The organism is Acidovorax sp. Root267, from assembly GCF_001429215.1.
In the GTDB taxonomy this organism is placed as follows: domain Bacteria; phylum Pseudomonadota; class Gammaproteobacteria; order Burkholderiales; family Burkholderiaceae_C; genus Acidovorax; species Acidovorax radicis.
In genome coordinates, this window is the sequence record NZ_LMJC01000001.1 from 466,974 (window position 1) to 484,095 (window position 17,122).

General features: G+C 62.3%; 20 protein-coding genes. 5 read left to right on the forward strand and 15 right to left on the reverse strand.

Going from position 1 to position 17,122, the window contains the following annotated elements; translation table 11 throughout:
• Positions 1-78: 78 nt before the first annotated feature.
• Together ASE39_RS01995 and orn are read right to left on the reverse strand one after the other, a co-directional pair.
• Positions 79-1,953: a DEAD/DEAH box helicase gene (locus ASE39_RS01995; RefSeq protein ID WP_057226618.1), complete on the reverse strand. Its 1,875-nt coding sequence runs from the start codon at positions 1,951-1,953 to the stop codon at positions 79-81.
• A gap of 319 nt (positions 1,954-2,272) precedes the next feature.
• Complete coding sequence (gene orn / locus ASE39_RS02000; RefSeq protein WP_010463521.1) at positions 2,273-2,851, reverse strand: oligoribonuclease; 579 nt, start codon at positions 2,849-2,851, stop codon at positions 2,273-2,275.
• A 37-nt stretch (positions 2,852-2,888) separates the two neighbouring features.
• On the opposite strand from orn, the gene ASE39_RS02005 reads away from it, so the two are divergent.
• The 3 genes from ASE39_RS02005 to rsgA are packed head-to-tail and all read left to right on the forward strand — an operon-like array spanning position 2,889 to position 5,502.
• On the forward strand, positions 2,889-4,196 hold the full coding sequence (locus ASE39_RS02005; protein ID WP_057270303.1) for a M48 family metallopeptidase: 1,308 nt from the start codon (positions 2,889-2,891) through the stop codon (positions 4,194-4,196).
• On the forward strand, positions 4,193-4,528 hold the full coding sequence (locus tag ASE39_RS02010; RefSeq protein ID WP_010463517.1) for a 4a-hydroxytetrahydrobiopterin dehydratase: 336 nt from the start codon (positions 4,193-4,195) through the stop codon (positions 4,526-4,528). The genes ASE39_RS02005 and ASE39_RS02010 overlap by 4 nt, the downstream gene beginning before the upstream one ends.
• Positions 4,529-4,557: 29 nt before the next feature.
• A complete protein-coding gene (gene rsgA, locus ASE39_RS02015) occupies positions 4,558-5,502 on the forward strand; it encodes a ribosome small subunit-dependent GTPase A (protein WP_057270024.1) in 945 nt (314 codons plus the stop codon).
• A 128-nt stretch (positions 5,503-5,630) separates the two neighbouring features.
• On the opposite strand, the gene ASE39_RS02020 is transcribed toward rsgA, so the two are convergent.
• From ASE39_RS02020 to rpsP, 6 genes are all read right to left on the reverse strand, one after another.
• The gene (locus ASE39_RS02020) at positions 5,631-6,617 is read right to left on the reverse strand and encodes a CobD/CbiB family protein (protein ID WP_010463513.1); all 987 of its coding nucleotides are present in this window, start codon (positions 6,615-6,617) and stop codon (positions 5,631-5,633) included.
• 57 nt (positions 6,618-6,674) lie between these two features.
• On the reverse strand, positions 6,675-7,394 hold the full coding sequence (locus ASE39_RS02025) for a CoA pyrophosphatase (RefSeq protein WP_199864227.1): 720 nt from the start codon (positions 7,392-7,394) through the stop codon (positions 6,675-6,677).
• An 84-nt stretch (positions 7,395-7,478) separates the two neighbouring features.
• Positions 7,479-7,868, reverse strand: a complete 390-nt coding sequence (gene rplS / locus ASE39_RS02030; protein ID WP_057226615.1) for a 50S ribosomal protein L19 — start codon at positions 7,866-7,868, stop codon at positions 7,479-7,481.
• 128 nt (positions 7,869-7,996) lie between these two features.
• Positions 7,997-8,755 carry a tRNA (guanosine(37)-N1)-methyltransferase TrmD gene (gene trmD, locus ASE39_RS02035; protein ID WP_057270025.1) on the reverse strand — a complete coding sequence of 253 codons (759 nt, stop codon included), beginning with the start codon at positions 8,753-8,755 and terminating at the stop codon, positions 7,997-7,999.
• A gap of 28 nt (positions 8,756-8,783) precedes the next feature.
• Complete coding sequence (gene rimM / locus ASE39_RS02040) at positions 8,784-9,353, reverse strand: ribosome maturation factor RimM (RefSeq protein ID WP_057270026.1); 570 nt, start codon at positions 9,351-9,353, stop codon at positions 8,784-8,786.
• Between the two features lie 74 nt (positions 9,354-9,427).
• On the reverse strand, positions 9,428-9,679 hold the full coding sequence (gene rpsP, locus ASE39_RS02045) for a 30S ribosomal protein S16 (RefSeq protein WP_010463504.1): 252 nt from the start codon (positions 9,677-9,679) through the stop codon (positions 9,428-9,430).
• A 144-nt stretch (positions 9,680-9,823) separates the two neighbouring features.
• On the opposite strand from rpsP, the gene ASE39_RS02050 reads away from it, so the two are divergent.
• Together ASE39_RS02050 and ASE39_RS02055 are read left to right on the forward strand one after the other, a co-directional pair.
• On the forward strand, positions 9,824-10,345 hold the full coding sequence (locus tag ASE39_RS02050; RefSeq protein WP_057270027.1) for a GNAT family N-acetyltransferase: 522 nt from the start codon (positions 9,824-9,826) through the stop codon (positions 10,343-10,345).
• A gap of 95 nt (positions 10,346-10,440) precedes the next feature.
• Positions 10,441-10,887 (forward strand): TM2 domain-containing protein, encoded by a 447-nt coding sequence (locus ASE39_RS02055; RefSeq protein WP_010463502.1) that lies wholly within the window; start codon positions 10,441-10,443, stop codon positions 10,885-10,887.
• Between the two features lie 114 nt (positions 10,888-11,001).
• Here ASE39_RS02055 and ASE39_RS02060 read toward each other — a convergent pair whose 3' ends face one another.
• From ASE39_RS02060 to ASE39_RS02090, 7 genes are all read right to left on the reverse strand, one after another.
• Positions 11,002-12,012 (reverse strand): inorganic phosphate transporter, encoded by a 1,011-nt coding sequence (locus ASE39_RS02060; protein ID WP_010463501.1) that lies wholly within the window; start codon positions 12,010-12,012, stop codon positions 11,002-11,004.
• An 18-nt stretch (positions 12,013-12,030) separates the two neighbouring features.
• Positions 12,031-12,678, reverse strand: coding sequence for a DUF47 domain-containing protein (locus ASE39_RS02065; RefSeq protein ID WP_010463500.1), 648 nt, complete (start codon positions 12,676-12,678; stop codon positions 12,031-12,033).
• 161 nt (positions 12,679-12,839) lie between these two features.
• The gene (locus ASE39_RS02070; protein ID WP_057270028.1) at positions 12,840-13,202 is read right to left on the reverse strand and encodes a DMT family protein; all 363 of its coding nucleotides are present in this window, start codon (positions 13,200-13,202) and stop codon (positions 12,840-12,842) included.
• A gap of 223 nt (positions 13,203-13,425) precedes the next feature.
• On the reverse strand, positions 13,426-14,154 hold the full coding sequence (locus ASE39_RS02075; protein WP_010463498.1) for an ABC transporter ATP-binding protein: 729 nt from the start codon (positions 14,152-14,154) through the stop codon (positions 13,426-13,428).
• A gap of 2 nt (positions 14,155-14,156) precedes the next feature.
• A complete protein-coding gene (locus tag ASE39_RS02080) occupies positions 14,157-14,951 on the reverse strand; it encodes an ABC transporter ATP-binding protein (protein ID WP_010463497.1) in 795 nt (264 codons plus the stop codon).
• A gap of 20 nt (positions 14,952-14,971) precedes the next feature.
• Entirely contained in the window at positions 14,972-16,048 is a 1,077-nt protein-coding gene (locus tag ASE39_RS02085) for an ABC transporter ATP-binding protein (RefSeq protein WP_010463494.1), read from the reverse strand.
• Positions 16,049-16,061: 13 nt separating this feature from the next.
• The gene (locus ASE39_RS02090) at positions 16,062-16,991 is read right to left on the reverse strand and encodes a branched-chain amino acid ABC transporter permease (protein ID WP_010463492.1); all 930 of its coding nucleotides are present in this window, start codon (positions 16,989-16,991) and stop codon (positions 16,062-16,064) included.
• Between the last annotated feature and the right edge of the window lie 131 nt (positions 16,992-17,122).

Below are 17,122 nucleotides of genomic sequence, written 5' to 3' on the forward strand. Positions count from 1 at the left end.
ACAACAACAAAAAAGGCCAGCACCTTGCGGTACCAGCCTTTTAAAAACCACCTCGACAAGACGAGGCCAACGGACGAATCAGCGTGCCGGGCGTGCAGGACGCTTGCGGGCATCATGGGCCACAAAGGGCTTGCCGCCGCCACCGCCAGCGGGTTTGGCGAAGCTGGGCTTGCGGGGCGCAAAGTCACCGCGCGGCGCGCCCGCATCACCACGGGGGGCGAAACCGCCACGGCCTGCTGCGTCACCGAAGCCGGGCTTGCGGCCATAGCTGTCACCATCGCGGCGGGGGGCAAAACCCCGGTCATCGCGGGCACCAAAACCACCACCCTCACCGCCACGGGCGGGGGCTGCACGCTGGTTGTCGCGGCCGGCAAAACCGCCACCAAAACCACCACCGAATCCGCCACGGTCATTGCCACCACGGGCCGGTCCGCCAAACTTGCGATCACGGCTGTCGCGGTCATAACCGCCACTGGGGCGACCACGGCCTGCAAAGTCACCACCACCGCGGGGTGCCTGGGGGGCACGTTGCGACGGTTCCATGCCTGGAATCACTTCGGCCTTGAACTGCTGGCGGCTGTACGACTCAATGTCGTAGATCTTGCGGCGATCGCGGAACTCGGCAAACGTGATGGCCAGGCCATCGCGGCCCGCACGGCCTGTACGGCCAATGCGGTGGGTGTAGTCCTCGGCCTTCATGGGCAGGCCAAAGTTGAACACGTGGGTGATCGTGGGCACATCGATGCCGCGTGCAGCCACATCGGTCGCCACCAGAATCTGCACCTGACCAGCGCGCAGTGCCATCAAACGGCGATTGCGCAGACCCTGGCTCAGGGCGCCATGCAGTGCCACGGCCGAGAAGCCTTCCTGCTGCAGGTCATTGGCCAGTCCGTCACATTCCACCTGGGTACTGGCAAAAACGATGGCCTGGTTGATCGTGGTGTCACGCAGCCAGTGGTCCAGCATCTTGCGCTTGTGTTGGGCGTTGTCGGCCCAGTACAGCATCTGCTTGATGTTGGCATGCTTCTCTTGCGGAGAGTCGATGGTGACCTTCTGCACAGACGAACCACCGTCGTGCATCACGCGCATGGCGAGTTGCTGGATACGGGGTGCGAACGTGGCGCTGAACATCATGGTCTGCTTGCGCTGGGCAGTCAGCTGGTTCAGTTCGGCCAGATCGTCCGAGAAGCCCAGGTCGAGCATGCGGTCGGCTTCGTCCACAACCAGGAACTGCACCTTGTCGAGCTTGATCTGCATCGAGCGCTGCAGATCCAGCAGGCGGCCAGGAGTGGCCACCACCAAGTCGGCGTTCTGCAGCTTGGCGATCTGCAACTGATAAGGCATGCCGCCCACCACGTTGGCCACGCGCAGGCCACGGCAATGCTTGACGAGGTCGATGGCGTCATGCGCCACCTGCTGCGCCAGTTCACGCGTGGGGCACAGGATCAGGGCGCCAGGGGTGGCAGCCTTGAAATTGCGCGAGCTGGTGGGGTCCTTGCGCTTGGCGCGCTTGGGAGCGGGTTCGCCACGCTCGGCGGCTTCGGCCACGGAGCGCTCGAAAGCAGCACGTTCTTCGGCCTCGGCAGCGGCTTGCTGGTTGATCAGCGTGTGCAGCACGGGCAACAGGAAGGCAGCCGTCTTGCCGGAGCCGGTCTGGCTGGAGACCATCAGGTCGATGAACTTGGTGGCATCGTTACCGCCGCCCATGGCCAGGGGAATGGCCTTGAGCTGCACGCTGGTGGGCTGGGTATAGCCCAGGTCAGCCACGGCCTGCACGAGTTCAGGGGCCAGACCCAGCTCGATGAAGCCATTGGGCTCGGCGGTCACGGCGACATCGGCTTCAATAGCAGATGCCACCACGGCGTCCAGAGGGGAAGACTGCACGGAAACGTCGGCAGCAAAGGAAGTATCGGCAGGCGCGAATTCGCCCTGCACCAAAGAGGTGTCGGTCATGATTTTCTCTCACGAAGACGATCGCAAGCGTAGCCTGCGAGTGGCTTCGTCAATGGTTAAAAAACATCAACCATCAAACGAAACCTGCATTGCTCTGGGCGGATGCTGGTGGGCGTTGTTCGCTAGTCCTGCACTGCGTTGAAAGCAGTCGGCTGGCAAGCCCGGTGTGTGAGGGGAGATGCACAATCTGCGAGGAATGGATTCCTGCGCAGCCGCTGATTATGGCATGAATAGGGTTTTCCCCGCAACCCCTTTTCTATTTTTGCGGTATTTCACCGGTCCCTTACAAAGCGCGCTCCACAGCACGCCCCGGGTTCAATCAGACCGACAGCAGGTGCTTGCGGTAATGTGCCAGCTCTTCAATCGATTCATGCACATCGGCCAAGGCCGTGTGCTTCTGCGCCTTCTTGAAGCTGGTGTAGGCCTCAGGTTTCCACCGCTTTGCCAGTTCCTTGAGGGTGCTCACATCCACGTTGCGGTAGTGAAAGAAGCGCTCGAGCTTGGGCATATAGCGCACCAGAAAGCGCCGGTCCTGGCCGATGCTGTTACCGCACATAGGCGCCGTACCCTTGGGCACGTACTGACTCAGAAAGGCGATGATCTGCTGCTCAGCTTCCTCCTCCGTCACGGTCGAGGCTTTCACCTTGTCGATCAGGCCACTGCGGCCATGGGTGCCTTTGTTCCAGGCATCCATCTTGTTGAGCAGCTCATCGGGCTGGTGAATCGCAAACACGGGCCCCTCGATGCGAGGTTCGAGGCTCGGGCCCGTCACAATGACGGCAATTTCCAGCAGGCGGTCGGTATCGGGCTCCAGGCCGGTCATTTCGCAGTCCAGCCAGACCAGGTTCTGGTCGGATTTGGCAAGTGCGTGAGGGGTGGGGTTGTTGGCTTCTGACATGGCGCGCATTGTCGCCGATGGCCTAAACTCGCCGCTCATGCCCACTTCCGACGTTTTTTCTCCCGACATGGCGTTGACGCTAGCGTTTGCCATTGCGCTCTCCCTGGGCCTTGTGCTCAAGTTCTGGCTCGCTACGCGCCAGATCCGGCATGTCGCGCGGCACCGCAGCGCAGTTCCCCCCCCATTTGCAGAACGCATCGCGCTGGCGGCGCACCAGAAAGCCGCAGACTACACGATCACCAAGGCGCGCCTGGGCTTGCTGGAAATGGCACTGGGCGCGGCCGTGCTGCTGGGCTGGACGCTGCTGGGCGGGCTGGACGCGCTGAACCAGGCCTTGCTCAGCGCCCTGGGCGGCGGAATGTGGCAGCAGTTGGCGCTGCTGACTGCCTTTGCCACCATCAGCGGACTCATCGACCTGCCGCTTTCGCTCTACCAGACCTTCGTCGTGGAAGAGCGCTTTGGTTTCAACAAGATGACGTGGCGCCTTTGGGTTGCCGATGCGCTCAAGGGCCTGCTGGTCGGCGCACTCATCGGTCTGCCTATCGCCGCGCTGATCCTGTGGATCATGGGGGCGACCGGTCCGCTGTGGTGGCTGTGGGCCTGGTGCTTCTGGATGGGTTTCAACCTGCTGCTGATGGTGGTCTATCCGACCTTCATTGCTCCGCTGTTCAACAAGTTCCAGCCCCTCGAAGACGAATCGCTCAAGGCCCGGGTCACGGCGCTGATGCAGCGCTGCGGCTTCTCGGCCAAGGGCCTGTTCGTGATGGATGGCAGCCGCCGCAGCGCGCATGCCAATGCCTATTTCACCGGCTTTGGCGCCGCCAAGCGCGTGGTGTTCTACGACACCCTGCTGCGCCAGTTGGCCCCAGGCGAGGTCGAGGCGGTCCTTGCCCATGAGCTCGGGCATTTCAAGCACCGCCATATCATCCAGCGCATCGTGACCCTGTTCGCCATGAGCCTGGCAGGCTTTGCACTGCTGGGCTGGCTCTCCAACCAGGTATGGTTCTACACCGGCCTGGGCGTGCGGCCCAGTATCTCGCTGGACCCCGCCATGGCCGCGGCCCCCAACGATGCGTTGGCCCTGCTGCTTTTCATGCTGGTGGTGCCGGTCTTCACATTTTTCATCTCGCCACTGTTCTCCCAGCTTTCGCGACGCCACGAATTCCAGGCAGACGCTTATGCCGTGGCCCAGGCCAGCGGCGCCGACCTGTCTTCCGCCCTGCTCAAGCTGTACGAAGATAATGCCTCCACGCTCACACCCGACCCGGTGTACGTGAAGTTCTACTACTCGCATCCACCCGCCACCGAGCGGCTGGCGCGCATGCATACCCCCTCCCTCCCATGACTACCATGTTGAAGAAAAAAGACTGGTCAACGCTGACACGCCGTGCGCTGACAGCTACTGAAGTTGTAGCAAACCTGGCCAAACTCGAAGGCTGGAGCCTGACCGGCGATGGCGCCGATGTGGCCATCGAGAAGACCTACCAGTTCGCCAACTACTACGAGACCATCTCGTTCGTGAACGCCCTGGCCTTCATCGCCAATGCCCAGGACCACCACCCCGACCTGTCGGTGCACTACAGCCGTTGCGTGGTGCGCCTGAACACACACGATGTGCATGGCATTTCGTCCACGGACTTTGAGTGCGCGACGCAGTTCGACGCCCTGGTGGCGTGACCCCATGACCCTGCGCACGCCCCCTTCCCATGGCTGAACGCAGCGCACTCATGGATGGCACCGTGGTGGCCAGCCATGGGCGCCACTGCATGGTGGAAACCCCCGACGGCGCACGCCGCATCTGCCATCCACGTGGCAAGAAGAGCCAGGCCGTGGTGGGCGACCATGTGCTGTGGCAGGCACCACCACCCGGCCAAGGCGAAGAGGGCACCATCGAGAAGGTCAAGGAGCGGCGCAACCTCTTTTACCGCCAGGACGAAATCCGCACCAAGTCATTTGCCGCCAACCTCGACCAGGTGCTCATCCTGATCGCAGCAGAGCCGGTGTTCTCGGAAAGCCAGCTCGCCCGCGCCCTGATTGCCGCCGAGGCCGAAGGCATCAAGCCCATCATCGCACTCAACAAGAGTGATCTGGTCGAGCCCTTCGCCCGCGCCTGGGAGCGTTTGCTGCCCTACCGACACATGGGTGCGGGCAAGCACTACGGCGTGCTGCCGCTGTCGCTCGCGCTCTCCAGCGAAGTGGACCGCGCACTGCTGATGGAACACCTTGAGGGCAAGACCACACTGGTGCTGGGGCCCTCGGGATCCGGCAAAAGCACCCTCATCAATCTACTGGTGCCAGGTGCTACCGTGCTGACCGGCGAAATCTCGCAGGCGCTGAACTCCGGCAAACACACCACCACCAGCACCCACTGGTACTGGATGGACAAGGCCCGCGCCACCGCCCTCATCGATTCACCGGGCTTTCAGGAGTTTGGCCTGCACCACATTGCCCCCATGCAACTGGCAGCCTGCATGCCCGACATTGCAGCACATGCGACAGCCTGCAAGTTCTACAACTGCACCCACCTGCACGAACCAGGCTGCGGCGTGCTGGATGCGGTCAAATCAGGTCCTGGCGCTGGCGGTATCAGCGCAACACGCTATAAAATTTATAGTGATTTGTTTGAAGAACTGAGCCACACCCGGTATTGAGCTGGACGCGGCCTACATCACCGGCGTGATCGCACCAGCACATCCGTGGAACTGGCTTTGCCAGGCCACTGAGTGAGCCCCCTCGGGGGGGGACAGCGCCGAAGGCGACTCAAGGGGGCTTCTGGCCTCTACCCCAGCAACCGCGCCAACGTGAGCAGCGCCAGCAGCAGCATCCACACCACCACCGAGCGCCACACCAGCCCCACCACGCTGCGCAGGTGGCCCACCTCAGGCTCGCGGCCCGGAGTGGAATCGCTGTCACCCATGTCGGCATCAATCTCCAGGCCCTGCGGCGTGTGCAATTCGGTGCGTGCCTTGAGCGCCTCGCCACCCAGACGCACATTGATGGCACCCGCCGTGGCAGCCAGCACTACACCATCATTGTCATTGGGGAAGCGCTGCGCATGAAACCGCCAGCCCTCAATGGCTTCTTCAAAGCTGCCCACCACGGCAAAGCTCAGCGCCGTAAGACGGGCCGGCAGCCAGTCGATGGCCGTCCATGCCTGGGCAGAGGCTTGCTGCAACGAGGCACTGGCAGGCTGGGCACCCGCGCGTTGCTTGTAATGCCAGTAACGCGATACAAACTCGGCCAACCGGTACAGCACGGCACCTGTGGGCCCCAGGCCCAGAGCTGCCAGCACGGAGAACCATGCCAGCACGCCGAACACATGCCGGTGGGCTGCCAGCACCGAATACTCGATCACATGGCGCACAATCTCGCTGCGCGGCAGCGCTCCCACATCCACCTGCTGCCAGTGGGCCAGGCGCTCGCGGGCAGCATCTTCATCGCCCTCCTCCAGCGCATCGCGGATGCCAGTGAAGTGGTGGCTGAACTGCCGAAACCCGAGCGTGATGTACAGCACTGCAACGCTCCACAGCACCGCAAAGGGCCACCCCAGTCCCCAGAGCAGCAGCCAGTGGATGGCCAGGGTCACCAGGGCCGGGACCAGCACCGCAAGGCTCCAGGCCACCCAACCGTGGTGTGGTTTGCCCGCATCAAAATTGCGGCTCACGGACAGCGCCCACGCACGCAGACCTGCATGGATGGGATTGCTGCGTGCCAGCGGGCGGGCCTGCTCGATCAGCAGAGCGAACAGGATGGCGAAGAAACTCATGGAGGGCAATGATACTGGTGCTTTACCCCAATGCACCCCATCGCACGCGAGCCCGGCTTACGCCTGCATAAAACGGTAGAAATTGCGCAGCATGCCCGCCGTCGCGCCCCAGATGTAGTGATTCTTGCCACCGTCCTGGTAGGGCATCGAGAACCACTCGCGGTGTACACCATCCCGGTCGAAGACATGGCGCTGGTGGTTGGCAGGGTTGAGCAAAAAAGCAAGCGGCACCTCAAAGAGATCTGCCACCTCATAGGGATTGGGCTGGAGCACGCAGTCCGGCTGCACAAGCGCCACCACCGGCGTGATGATGAACGACGAGCCCGTGACATAGATCGGCAACGTGCCCAGCACCTCGACAAAATCCCGCGCAAGCCCCACCTCTTCCTGAGCCTCGCGCAAGGCCGTGTCAGCGGGCGTGGCATCCCCAGGGTCGGCCCGTCCACCCGGGAAAGCCACCTGCCCCGAATGGGTGGACAGGTGGGCCGTGCGTTCGGTCAATAGCACCATGGGTTGCTCGCGCAGCACGATGGCGATCAGGACTGACGCATGGGCCGGCTCGCGGTTCATGAACTTCTTTTCCAGCAGTACCTCGGGCTCCCACTGCGGCGGGTGCACAAAACGCGCCCGCAGTGCTTCGGGAGTCTGGGCCTGTGCAGTCACTGCAGGCAGGTGCGCATCCACCCCCGCCACCGGGACGAGGCGGGGATCAAAGTCGGGCAGGCTCGACAAAGGAGCGATGGCCGAGGAGACAACAGGACTGGAAGAAGGGTTCACAAAAGGGCCGAGGCCGAGAAAGCCAAAAAACAAAAAGCCGCTACAGGCAGATGCTGTAGCGGCTTGTCAGGTTGAGCCTGCGCCTTAAGCGGCGGTGGCTGCTGCAACCTTGTTGGCACGCGCAGGCAGCTTTTCCTTGATACGTGCCGACTTGCCGCTGCGGTCACGCAGGTAGTACAGCTTGGCACGGCGCACGTCACCACGGCGCTTGACTTCGATGCTGGCGATCAGCGGGCTGTAGGTCTGGAACGTACGCTCCACGCCTTCACCGCTGGAGATCTTGCGCACGGTGAAGCCGCTGTTCAGGCCACGATTGCGCTTGGCAATCACCACGCCTTCGTAAGCCTGCACGCGCTTGCGGGTACCTTCCACCACGTTCACGCTCACGATGACGGTGTCACCGGGGGCGAATTCGGGGATGGTCTTGTTCAAGCGGGCGATTTCTTCCGCTTCCAGGGTCTGAATCAGGTTCATGTTTGATATCCAACGATCTTGTCCGCGCCAAAAATGGCTGCGTCGGGATTGACGTCTCAGTGTTTTGCGGGAGAACTCCCAGTCAAAACGGCCGGCCAGAGGATCGAAAAGCCTTTGATTATAGCAATTCAGCCAAGCTTGGCCAATACGGCTTCATCGGCGGAGGCGAGATGCCCTGCTTTGCGCGCCGCCTCGATGAGGTCAGGCCGGTGCCGGGCCGTGGTGGCCAAGCGCTGGTCACGCCGCCAACGCTCGATCTGCGCATGGTGGCCGGACATCAGTGCGGCAGGCACCTGCTGGCCTGCCCACTCTTCGGGGCGCGTGTAGTGCGGACAGTCGAGCAAGCCATCGAGCGCCGGGTTGAAGCTGTCGAGCTGATGGCTGCCCTCGTCATTGAGCACGCCGGGCTGCAAGCGCGCCACGGCGTCCAGCAAGGCCATGGCGGCAATTTCGCCACCCGACAGCACAAAATCCCCCAGACTCATCTGCAGATCGACATGGGCATCGATAAAACGCTGGTCAATGCCTTCATAGCGCCCGCACAGAAGGATGGCACCGGCGCTCGCAGACCAGCGCTCCACGGCAGCATGGTTCAGCGTCTCGCCAATGGGCGAAAAAAGGACCAGCGGCACCTGGCTGCCTTCGGCCTCGCCACGCTCGGCCCGGATGGCCGCAAGGCACCGTGCCAGGGGCTCGGCCAGCATCACCATTCCCGGCCCACCGCCAAAGGGCCTGTCGTCGACACGGCGGTAATTGCCATCGGCGTAGTCACGCGGGTTCCACAGGCGCACATCGACTTGGCCGCCGGCATACGCGCGGCGGGTCACACCGCTGGCCAGGAACGGCGCAAACAGCTCGGGAAACAGGGTGAGAATGTCAAAGCGCATGGTGCGCGGCGCGGTCAGTGCGTGCCGATCAGTAGTCGGGTTGCCAGTCCACGGTGATGCGTTTTTCGGCCAAGTCCACCTTGTCGACAAAGGCAGAGACAAAAGGAATCATGCGCTCCTGCGCCTTGCCGTCCTGTTCGTAGGCCAGCACCAGCACCGTCTGGGGGCCAGTGGACATCAGCTCCTGCACCTGCCCCAGCGCCACGCCTTCGCGGTTGACGACCTCAAGACCAATCAGATCGACCCAGTAGTACTCATCTTCTGTGGTGGACGGAAAGCTGGAGCGTGGCACAAAGATGCGCGCGCCGCGGAGGGCTTCGGCCGCGTCGCGGTCATCAATGCCCTGGGCCCAGGCGACCACGGTGTCCGAATGCTCCTTGGCCTGGCGGATGGACAACAACACGGTGCCAGCAAACGTCTTGGCACCGCGCTCCGAGGGCTGCAGATACCAGCGCTTCGACGAAAACAGCGCCTCGGGACTGCTGCTGTGCGACAGCACCTTGAACCAGCCCTTGACGCCCCAGGCATCGGCAATGCGCCCCACTTCAATAGCATCGGCGGGCAGCTCTGCGGGTTCGAGAGTCAGGTTGGTGGCCATGGCGGTGATTCCAGAATAGGAAAAGGGCGGGTTTCGTCAGGCATGCCGACGAAACCCGCCCTTTTCAGGGAGCTTTAAGCAGCCTTCTTGGCAGCTTGCTTGATCAGGCGGTCCACGGTGGGCGAGGACTGGGCGCCCACGCTCTGCCAGTACGTCAGGCGGTCTTGCACGATGCGCAGGCCTTCTTCGGTTTCCTTGGCGGTAGGGTTGTAGAAGCCGATGCGCTCGATGAAGCGGCCATCGCGGCGCACGCGCTTGTCAGCAACGACGATATTGAAGAAAGGACGGCCCTTGGAGCCGCCGCGAGAGAGTCGAATGACGACCATGATTTATCCTTCGGGTGGTGAACTCCGGCAACATTTGCCTTGAGCCACAGTGTTCGCAACCATATTCGCAACGCTTGAGACACGCGACATGGCCACCCGGCCAGCGACACGCTGCAAAGCCCGCGATTATATCCATTTCCTCCAATGCCTACCATCCGCCCCAGCACCGACAGCGATATTCCGGCCATCACGGCCATTTACCAACACCACGTGCTCCACGGCACGGGCACGTTCGAGATCGACCCCCCATCGGAGGCCGACATGGCAGGCCGCCGCGCCGATGTGCTGGCGCGTGGCCTGCCCTGGCTGGTGGCCGAGCAAGACGGCCAGGTGCTCGGCTATGCCTATGCCAACTGGTTCAAGCCACGCCCGGCCTACCGCTTCTCGGCAGAGGATTCGATCTACGTCGCCGACAGCGCCCGTGGCATGGGCCTGGGCCGCACGCTGCTGGCCGAGCTGGCGATGCAGGCCGAAGCGGCTGGTGTGCGCAAGCTGCTGGCCGTCATTGGCGATTCGGCCAACGCGGGATCGATCGGCGTGCACCGGGCACTGGGTTTTACCGATGTGGGCGTGATGCGTTCGGTGGGCTGGAAGTTCGGCGCCTGGCGCGACATCGTGCTCATGGAAAAAACCTTGGGCGCGGGCGATACCACTTCGCCGGAATGAAAACAGCCTCCATGCGCCCCAGCGGCGCGGGTTGCAGCCCCTCCAAAGGAGACCACTTGTTCATCTCGGGGCGACCCGACGATGAATAATGCCCCATGAAAAACAAAACTCTGGCGGCCTGGCTCGCCTTCGTGGGCGGGCCGCTGGGCCTGCACCGTTTCTACCTGCACGGGCTCACCGACATGCTGGGATGGCTGCTACCGATCCCGACGGCGCTGGGCATTTACGGTATCCAGCGTGTGCAGCAGCTGGGCCAGGACGACCACTACAGCTGGATGCTGATTCCCTTGCTCGGCTTCACGATTGCGGGCTGCGCATTGCAGGCCATCCTGTTTGCGCTCAAGACGCCTGAGGCCTGGAACGCACGCTACAACCCCACGGCCGCACCCGACGCCCCGGCGGGCAGGACCCAATGGATCACCATCGGCGCCATCGTGGTCTCGCTGATGGTCGGTACCGCCGTGCTGATGGCCAGTCTCGCGTTCAGCTTTCAGCGGTATTTCGAGTACCAGATCGAGGAAGCCCGCAAGATCTCGCAGTGACCTCACAGGCTCCCAAGCAAACGCCCCATTGAATTTGCATTCAATGGTGCGTTTTCGCTTATTCATATTGCCTGACTAGCTATATATTTTATAGCTATCCGGGAATTTTGCCCCTCAGAACATCTGCAGGCTGATCCAGTACGCCACGGCGGCCACAAACGCGCTGGCAGGAATGGTCAGTATCCAGGCCCAGACGATGTTGCCCGCCACTCCCCAGCGCACGGCGCTGGCGCGCTGGGTGGAGCCAACGCCCACGATGGCACCCGTGATGGTATGGGTGGTGGACACCGGAATGCCCAGCGTGGTCGCCAGGAACAGTGTCAGCGCGCCACCCGTTTCGGCACAGAAGCCGCCCACGGGCTTGAGCTTGGTGATCTTCTGGCCCATGGTCTTCACGATGCGCCAGCCGCCGAACATGGTCCCGAGGCCGATGGCCACATAGCAGCTCACAATGGTCCACGTGGGGGGCGACGCGTCGGATGCGGAGGAGTACCCCGTCGCTATCAGCAGCAGCCAGATGATCCCGATGGTCTTCTGGGCGTCATTGCCACCGTGGCCCAGGCTGTAGGCCCCTGCAGACACCAGCTGCAGCCGGCGGAACCACTTGTCCACCTTGCTGGGCCGCGCCCGCCGGAAGATCCACGCAACGCCCACCATCATCAGAGAGCCGAGCGCGAAGCCCAGCAGCGGCGAAACGAAGATGAACGCCACCGTCTTGAGAATGCCGGCGGACACCAGGGCACCAGCCCCCGCCTTGGCAATCACAGCACCCACGATGCCACCGATCAGCGCATGCGAAGAACTGCTGGGGATGCCGTAGTACCAGGTGATCACGTTCCAGGTGATGGCACCCACCAAAGCGCCGAACACCACATGCGTATCCACGATGCCAGGCTGCACGATGCCTTTGCCCACCGTGGCGGCCACGCTCAGGTGAAAGACGAAGATCGCCACGAAGTTGAAGAACGCAGCGAACAGCACGGCCTGTGCAGGCTTGAGCACCCCGGTGGAGACCACCGTGGCAATCGAATTGGCGGCGTCGTGGAACCCGTTCATGAAGTCGAACAGGATCGCCAGCGCCACGAGCAGGACCACAACCCAGAGGGCCGTTTGTACGGTTTCCATGCTGGTCAGCCCGCCGGATCAGGAGTTTTCGAGGACGATGCCCTCGATGCAATTGGCCACGTCCTCGCACTTGTCGGTGATGGTCTCCAGCAGCTCGTAAATGGCCTTGAGCTTGATCACCTCGCGCACATCGGGCTCTTCGCGGAAGAGCTTGCTCATGGCGCTGCGCATCACGCGGTCCGCGTCGGATTCGAGCTTGTCGATCTCTTCGCAGGTTTTGAGTGCGGCCTCGGCCACGGCCGGGTCGGCGATCTTGTCGAGCAGTTTGACGGCATCGCGCAGGCGTTCACAGCACTTGAGGCTGAGGTCCGTGAGGCGCGTGATCTCTTCCGTCATGTGGCGTACGTCGTACAGCGCCATGGTCTCGGCAGAGTCCTGGATCAGGTCGGCCACGTCGTCCATGGTATTGATCAGCGTGTGGATCTGCTCACGGTCGATGGGGGTGATGAAGGTCTTGTGGATGGCCTTGTTCACTTCGTGCGTCACGCGGTCAGCGGCACGTTCGGCGTTGTCCACGTCCTGGTTGTACTTGTCACGCAGGTGCGGGTCGTTGTAGTTGGCCACCAGTTGCGAGAAAGCCCTGGCCGCCTCGACGATGCGGTCCGCATGCTGGTTGAACATTTCGAAAAAATTGCCTTCGCGTGGCAACAGCTTGGCAAACAGCATGGGGGCTCCTGGATCGGGATCGATTTTTTGAAAAAGAGGCAAAGCCATGACATTGGCATGACTTTTTGGTGACCGGGCGAGTTTAACCGGGTGTCCCCGCCTCTCGACCACGGGGCACGCGCGCGAATGCAGGGCACCGCGCGCCTTCTTTCTCTTCTCGATCAGGCGCCGCGGAAAATGAAATACACCGCCCCCACCAGGCACAGCCCCGCCCAGAGATAGTCCCATTTGAGCGGCTGGCCCATGTAGAACACCGCAAACGGCACAAATACCGCCAGCGTGATCACCTCCTGCATGATCTTGAGCTGCCCGACATTGAACTGCGTGAAGCCGATGCGGTTGGCGGGCACCTGCAGCAGGTATTCAAACAGCGCGATGCCCCAGCTCACCAGCGCTGCGGTGTACCAGGGTGACGTGACCAGGTTCTTGAGGTGCCCGTACCAGGCAAAGGTCATGAAGACGTTGCTGGCCACCAGCAGCAACACGGTCTGGAGCGGGATGGGCAGGGATTGCAGGAAGTTCATCGACATGCAGCGACGGGCGGTAGGTGGGCGGGTGGGTGGCTGGACAGCAGCAAATTATGAACAAAATTGGTGCCTGGCGCTGGATACACCCCCGTCAATAGCTATAAAAAATATAGCAACTACTGCATTGATCGAAAATCTGCGCACCATGAAAAAAGGCACTGCCACATGGCAGTGCCTTGCATGAACCCACCTTTACCAGCGCCCAGACGCTGGCGTTGGCTTACTCGCCCAGGTAGGCTGCGCGCACCTTGGGGTCGTTGAGCAGTTGCTGGCCCGGGCCCGACATGGTGATCAGGCCGGACTCCATCACGTAGCCACGGTCGGCAATCGCCAGCGCACGGCTGGCGTTCTGCTCCACCAGCAGGATGGTCACCCCCAGGGCGTACACGTCACGCACCACTTCAAAGATCTTGTCCACCATGATGGGCGACAGGCCCATGGAGGGCTCGTCCAGCAGCAGCACCTTGGGCTGGCTCATCAGCGCACGACCCATGGCCAGCATCTGCTGTTCGCCGCCCGACATGGTGCCCGCCAGCTGGTCCTTGCGTTCACGCAGGCGCGGGAAGATGGTGAACATCTTTTCGATGTCGGCCAGGATGCCCGCCTTGTCGCGGCGCGTGTAGGCGCCCATCTGCAGGTTTTCGGTAATGGTCATGCGGGCGAACACGCCACGGCCTTCCGGCACCATCACTAGGCCCTTCTTCACCAGGTCCCAGGCGCCCTTTCCCTTAATGCTCTCGCCCAGGTACTCGATGCTGCCATCGTTCATGCCCAGGGTGCCGGTGATGGCCTTCATGGTGGTGGTCTTGCCGGCGCCGTTGGAGCCGATCAGCGAGACCAGTTCACCCTCGCGCACTTCAAAGTCCACGCCCTTGACGGCCTGGATACCGCCGTAGGCCACTTTCAGTCCCTTGACCTGCAGCAGTACCTTGTTGGATTTTTCGGCCATTCTCAATGTCCTCCGGTGCCCAGATAGGCCTCAATCACTTTTTCGTTCTTCTGCACGGTGGCAGGCGTGCCTTCGGCGATCTGCTTGCCGTAGTCGAGCACCGTCACGCGGTCGCACAGGCCCATCACCAGCTTCACGTCATGCTCGATGAGCAAGATGGTGCGGTTGTCGTTGCGGATGCGGTCAATCAGCTCGCGCAGCAGCACCTTTTCGGTGGCGTTCATGCCCGCAGCGGGCTCGTCGAGCGCGATCAGTTGCGGATCGGTGGCCAGTGCACGGGCAATCTCCAGGCGGCGCTGGTCGCCGTAGGAGAGGGTGCGCGCCTTGTAGTCGGCAAACTTGCCAATGCCCACGTAGTCGAGCAGTTCCTGCGCACGCTTGGCGATGGCAGCCTCCTCTTCCTTGAAGCCCTTGGTGCGCAACACGGCGCCCAGCAGGCCGGACTTGGTGCGGATGTGGCGGCCCACCATCACGTTTTCCAGCGCCGTCATTTCTGCAAACAGGCGGATGTTCTGGAAGGTGCGCGCAATGCCCGCCTTGGCCACTTCATGGACAGCCGTGGGCTCGTAGGGCTTGCCGGCCAGCTCGAAAGTGCCACTGTCGGGCGTGTAAAGACCCGTGATCACGTTGAAGAAAGTGGTCTTGCCAGCCCCATTGGGGCCGATCAGGCCATAGACCTGGCCACGCTCGATGGTGATGCCCACGTCGGAGAGGGCTTGCAGGCCACCAAAACGCTTGGAAATGCCTGCAACCTTCAGCACCACGTCGTTGGCCGAATTCTTGATGTTCTCTGCCATGTTCTAACTTTCTGCGGTGTTCAGGTCTTCTGCGTGAGGCTCTTGCCATGGTCGGGCGCAGGCCACAGACCACGGGGACGCAACAGCATGATGATGATCATGGCCAGCGCAATCAGCAGCTGGCGCAGGATGGCGGAGTCCAGACGGCCGTCCGTCATGGCCTGCAGGGGGCCCGCCACATAGCGCAGCACTTCGGGCAGGGCCGACAGCAGCACGGCACCCAGGATCACGCCAGGAATGTGGCCGATACCGCCCAGCACCACCATGGCGACGATCATGACCGACTCCATCAGGCTGAACGACTCGGGCGACACGAAGCCCTGGAACGCACCGAACATGGCGCCCGACACGCCGCCAAACGAGGCGCCCATGCCAAAAGCCAGCAGCTTCATGTTGCGGGTGTTGATGCCCATGGCCTTGGCGGCGATCTCGTCCTCGCGGATGGCCATCCAGGCGCGGCCAATGCGCGAATCCTGCAAGCGATAGCAGATCACGATGGACACCACCACCAGGATCAGGAACAGGTAGTAATACAGCGTGACCGAGCTGATGTCGAAGCCGAACAACTCCAGGCGCTTGCCCAGGTCCAGCCCGAAGATCTTGACCGAATCGATCTGGCCCAGGCCCTTGGGTCCGTTGGTCAGGTTGGCGGGATGGTCCAGGTTGTTCAGGAAAATACGGACGATTTCACCGAAGCCGAGCGTCACGATGGCCAGGTAGTCGCCGCGCAGCTTGAGCGTGGGCGCCCCCAGCAGCGCCCCGAAGAACGCCGCCAGCAAGGCCGCCAACGGTATGACCAGCCACAGCGAGGTGTGCAGGCCGTTGGGGAACATGGCGGCAAAGGCCGCAAAGTTGTCCGCAAGGTGCGGCGAAGCCATCAAGGCAAACAGGTAGGCGCCCACGGCGTAGAACGCCACATAGCCCAGGTCCAGCAGGCCGGCGTAGCCGACCACGATGTTCAGGCCCAGGGCCAGCAGCACATACAGCAGCGCCAGGTCGGCAATGCGCACCCAGGCGTTGCCGAAGGATTGCAGGATCAGCGGCAGCACCAGCAGCGCGACCGCGCCGATGATCCAGTTGGTTTTGGTGTTCTTCATGGTGTGGGGCTCCTCAGGCGCGATCGGCCACACGCTCACCCAGCAGACCCGAGGGTCGCAGCGTCAGGATGATGATGAGCACGATGAACGCAAAGATGTCGGTGTAGTGGCTGCCCAGGAGGCCGCCCGTCAAGGTGCCGATGTAGCCCGAGCCGATGGCTTCGATGAGGCCCAGCAGAATGCCGCCCACCACTGCGCCCGCCAGATTGCCGATGCCGCCGAACACGGCCGCCGTGAAGGCCTTGAGGCCGGGCAGGAAGCCCATGGTGTGCTGCGCCGTGCCGTAGTTGGAGGCATACATGATGCCGGCGACGGCTGCCAGGATGGCGCCGATGATGAAGGTGGCGGAGATCACCATGTCAGGCTTCACGCCCATCAGGGACGCAACGCGTGGGTTCTCGGCCGTGGCGCGCATGGCGCGGCCGAGGTTGGTGTGGTTGACCAAGTACACCAGCGAGGCCAGGGCCACCGCGGTCACGCCCAGGATCAGGATCTGGGTGGGGGTGATGAACGCGCCGCCGATCTCGAAGGGCGAGCTGGGCAGCATCGTCGGATAGGGTTTGTAGTTGGGCTTCCAGATGATCATGGCCAGCGTCTGCAGCAGGATCGACATGCCGATGGCCGTGATCAAGGGAGCCAGGCGTGGACTGCTGCGCAGAGGGCGGTAAGCCACTTTTTCGATCACGAAGTTGAGGGTGGCTGCGACCACGCAGGCAATGATGGTCGCGAGCAGCAGGATGACCCAGCCGGGGGCGCCGGGCATTGCGCCCTGCATCATTCCTATACAGCTCCAACTGGTCAGAGCCCCGATCATGAGCACTTCGCCATGGGCGAAATTGATCAGCTGAATAATGCCGTACACCATCGTGTAGCCCAAGGCTATCAAGGCGTACATGCTGCCGAGTACCAGACCGTTGATGATCTGTTGCAGCAAAATGTCCATAAGAGAAGTCCTTCGTTTGTAACGTACCCACCGCTTTGGCACCGGAATCGGTACAGCCTTGTGGGCCCGACTGCCATCTAGCAAAAAACCCGCCAGAAGTGCAGCTGTGCGGGTTTGTGGACGGGATTGTA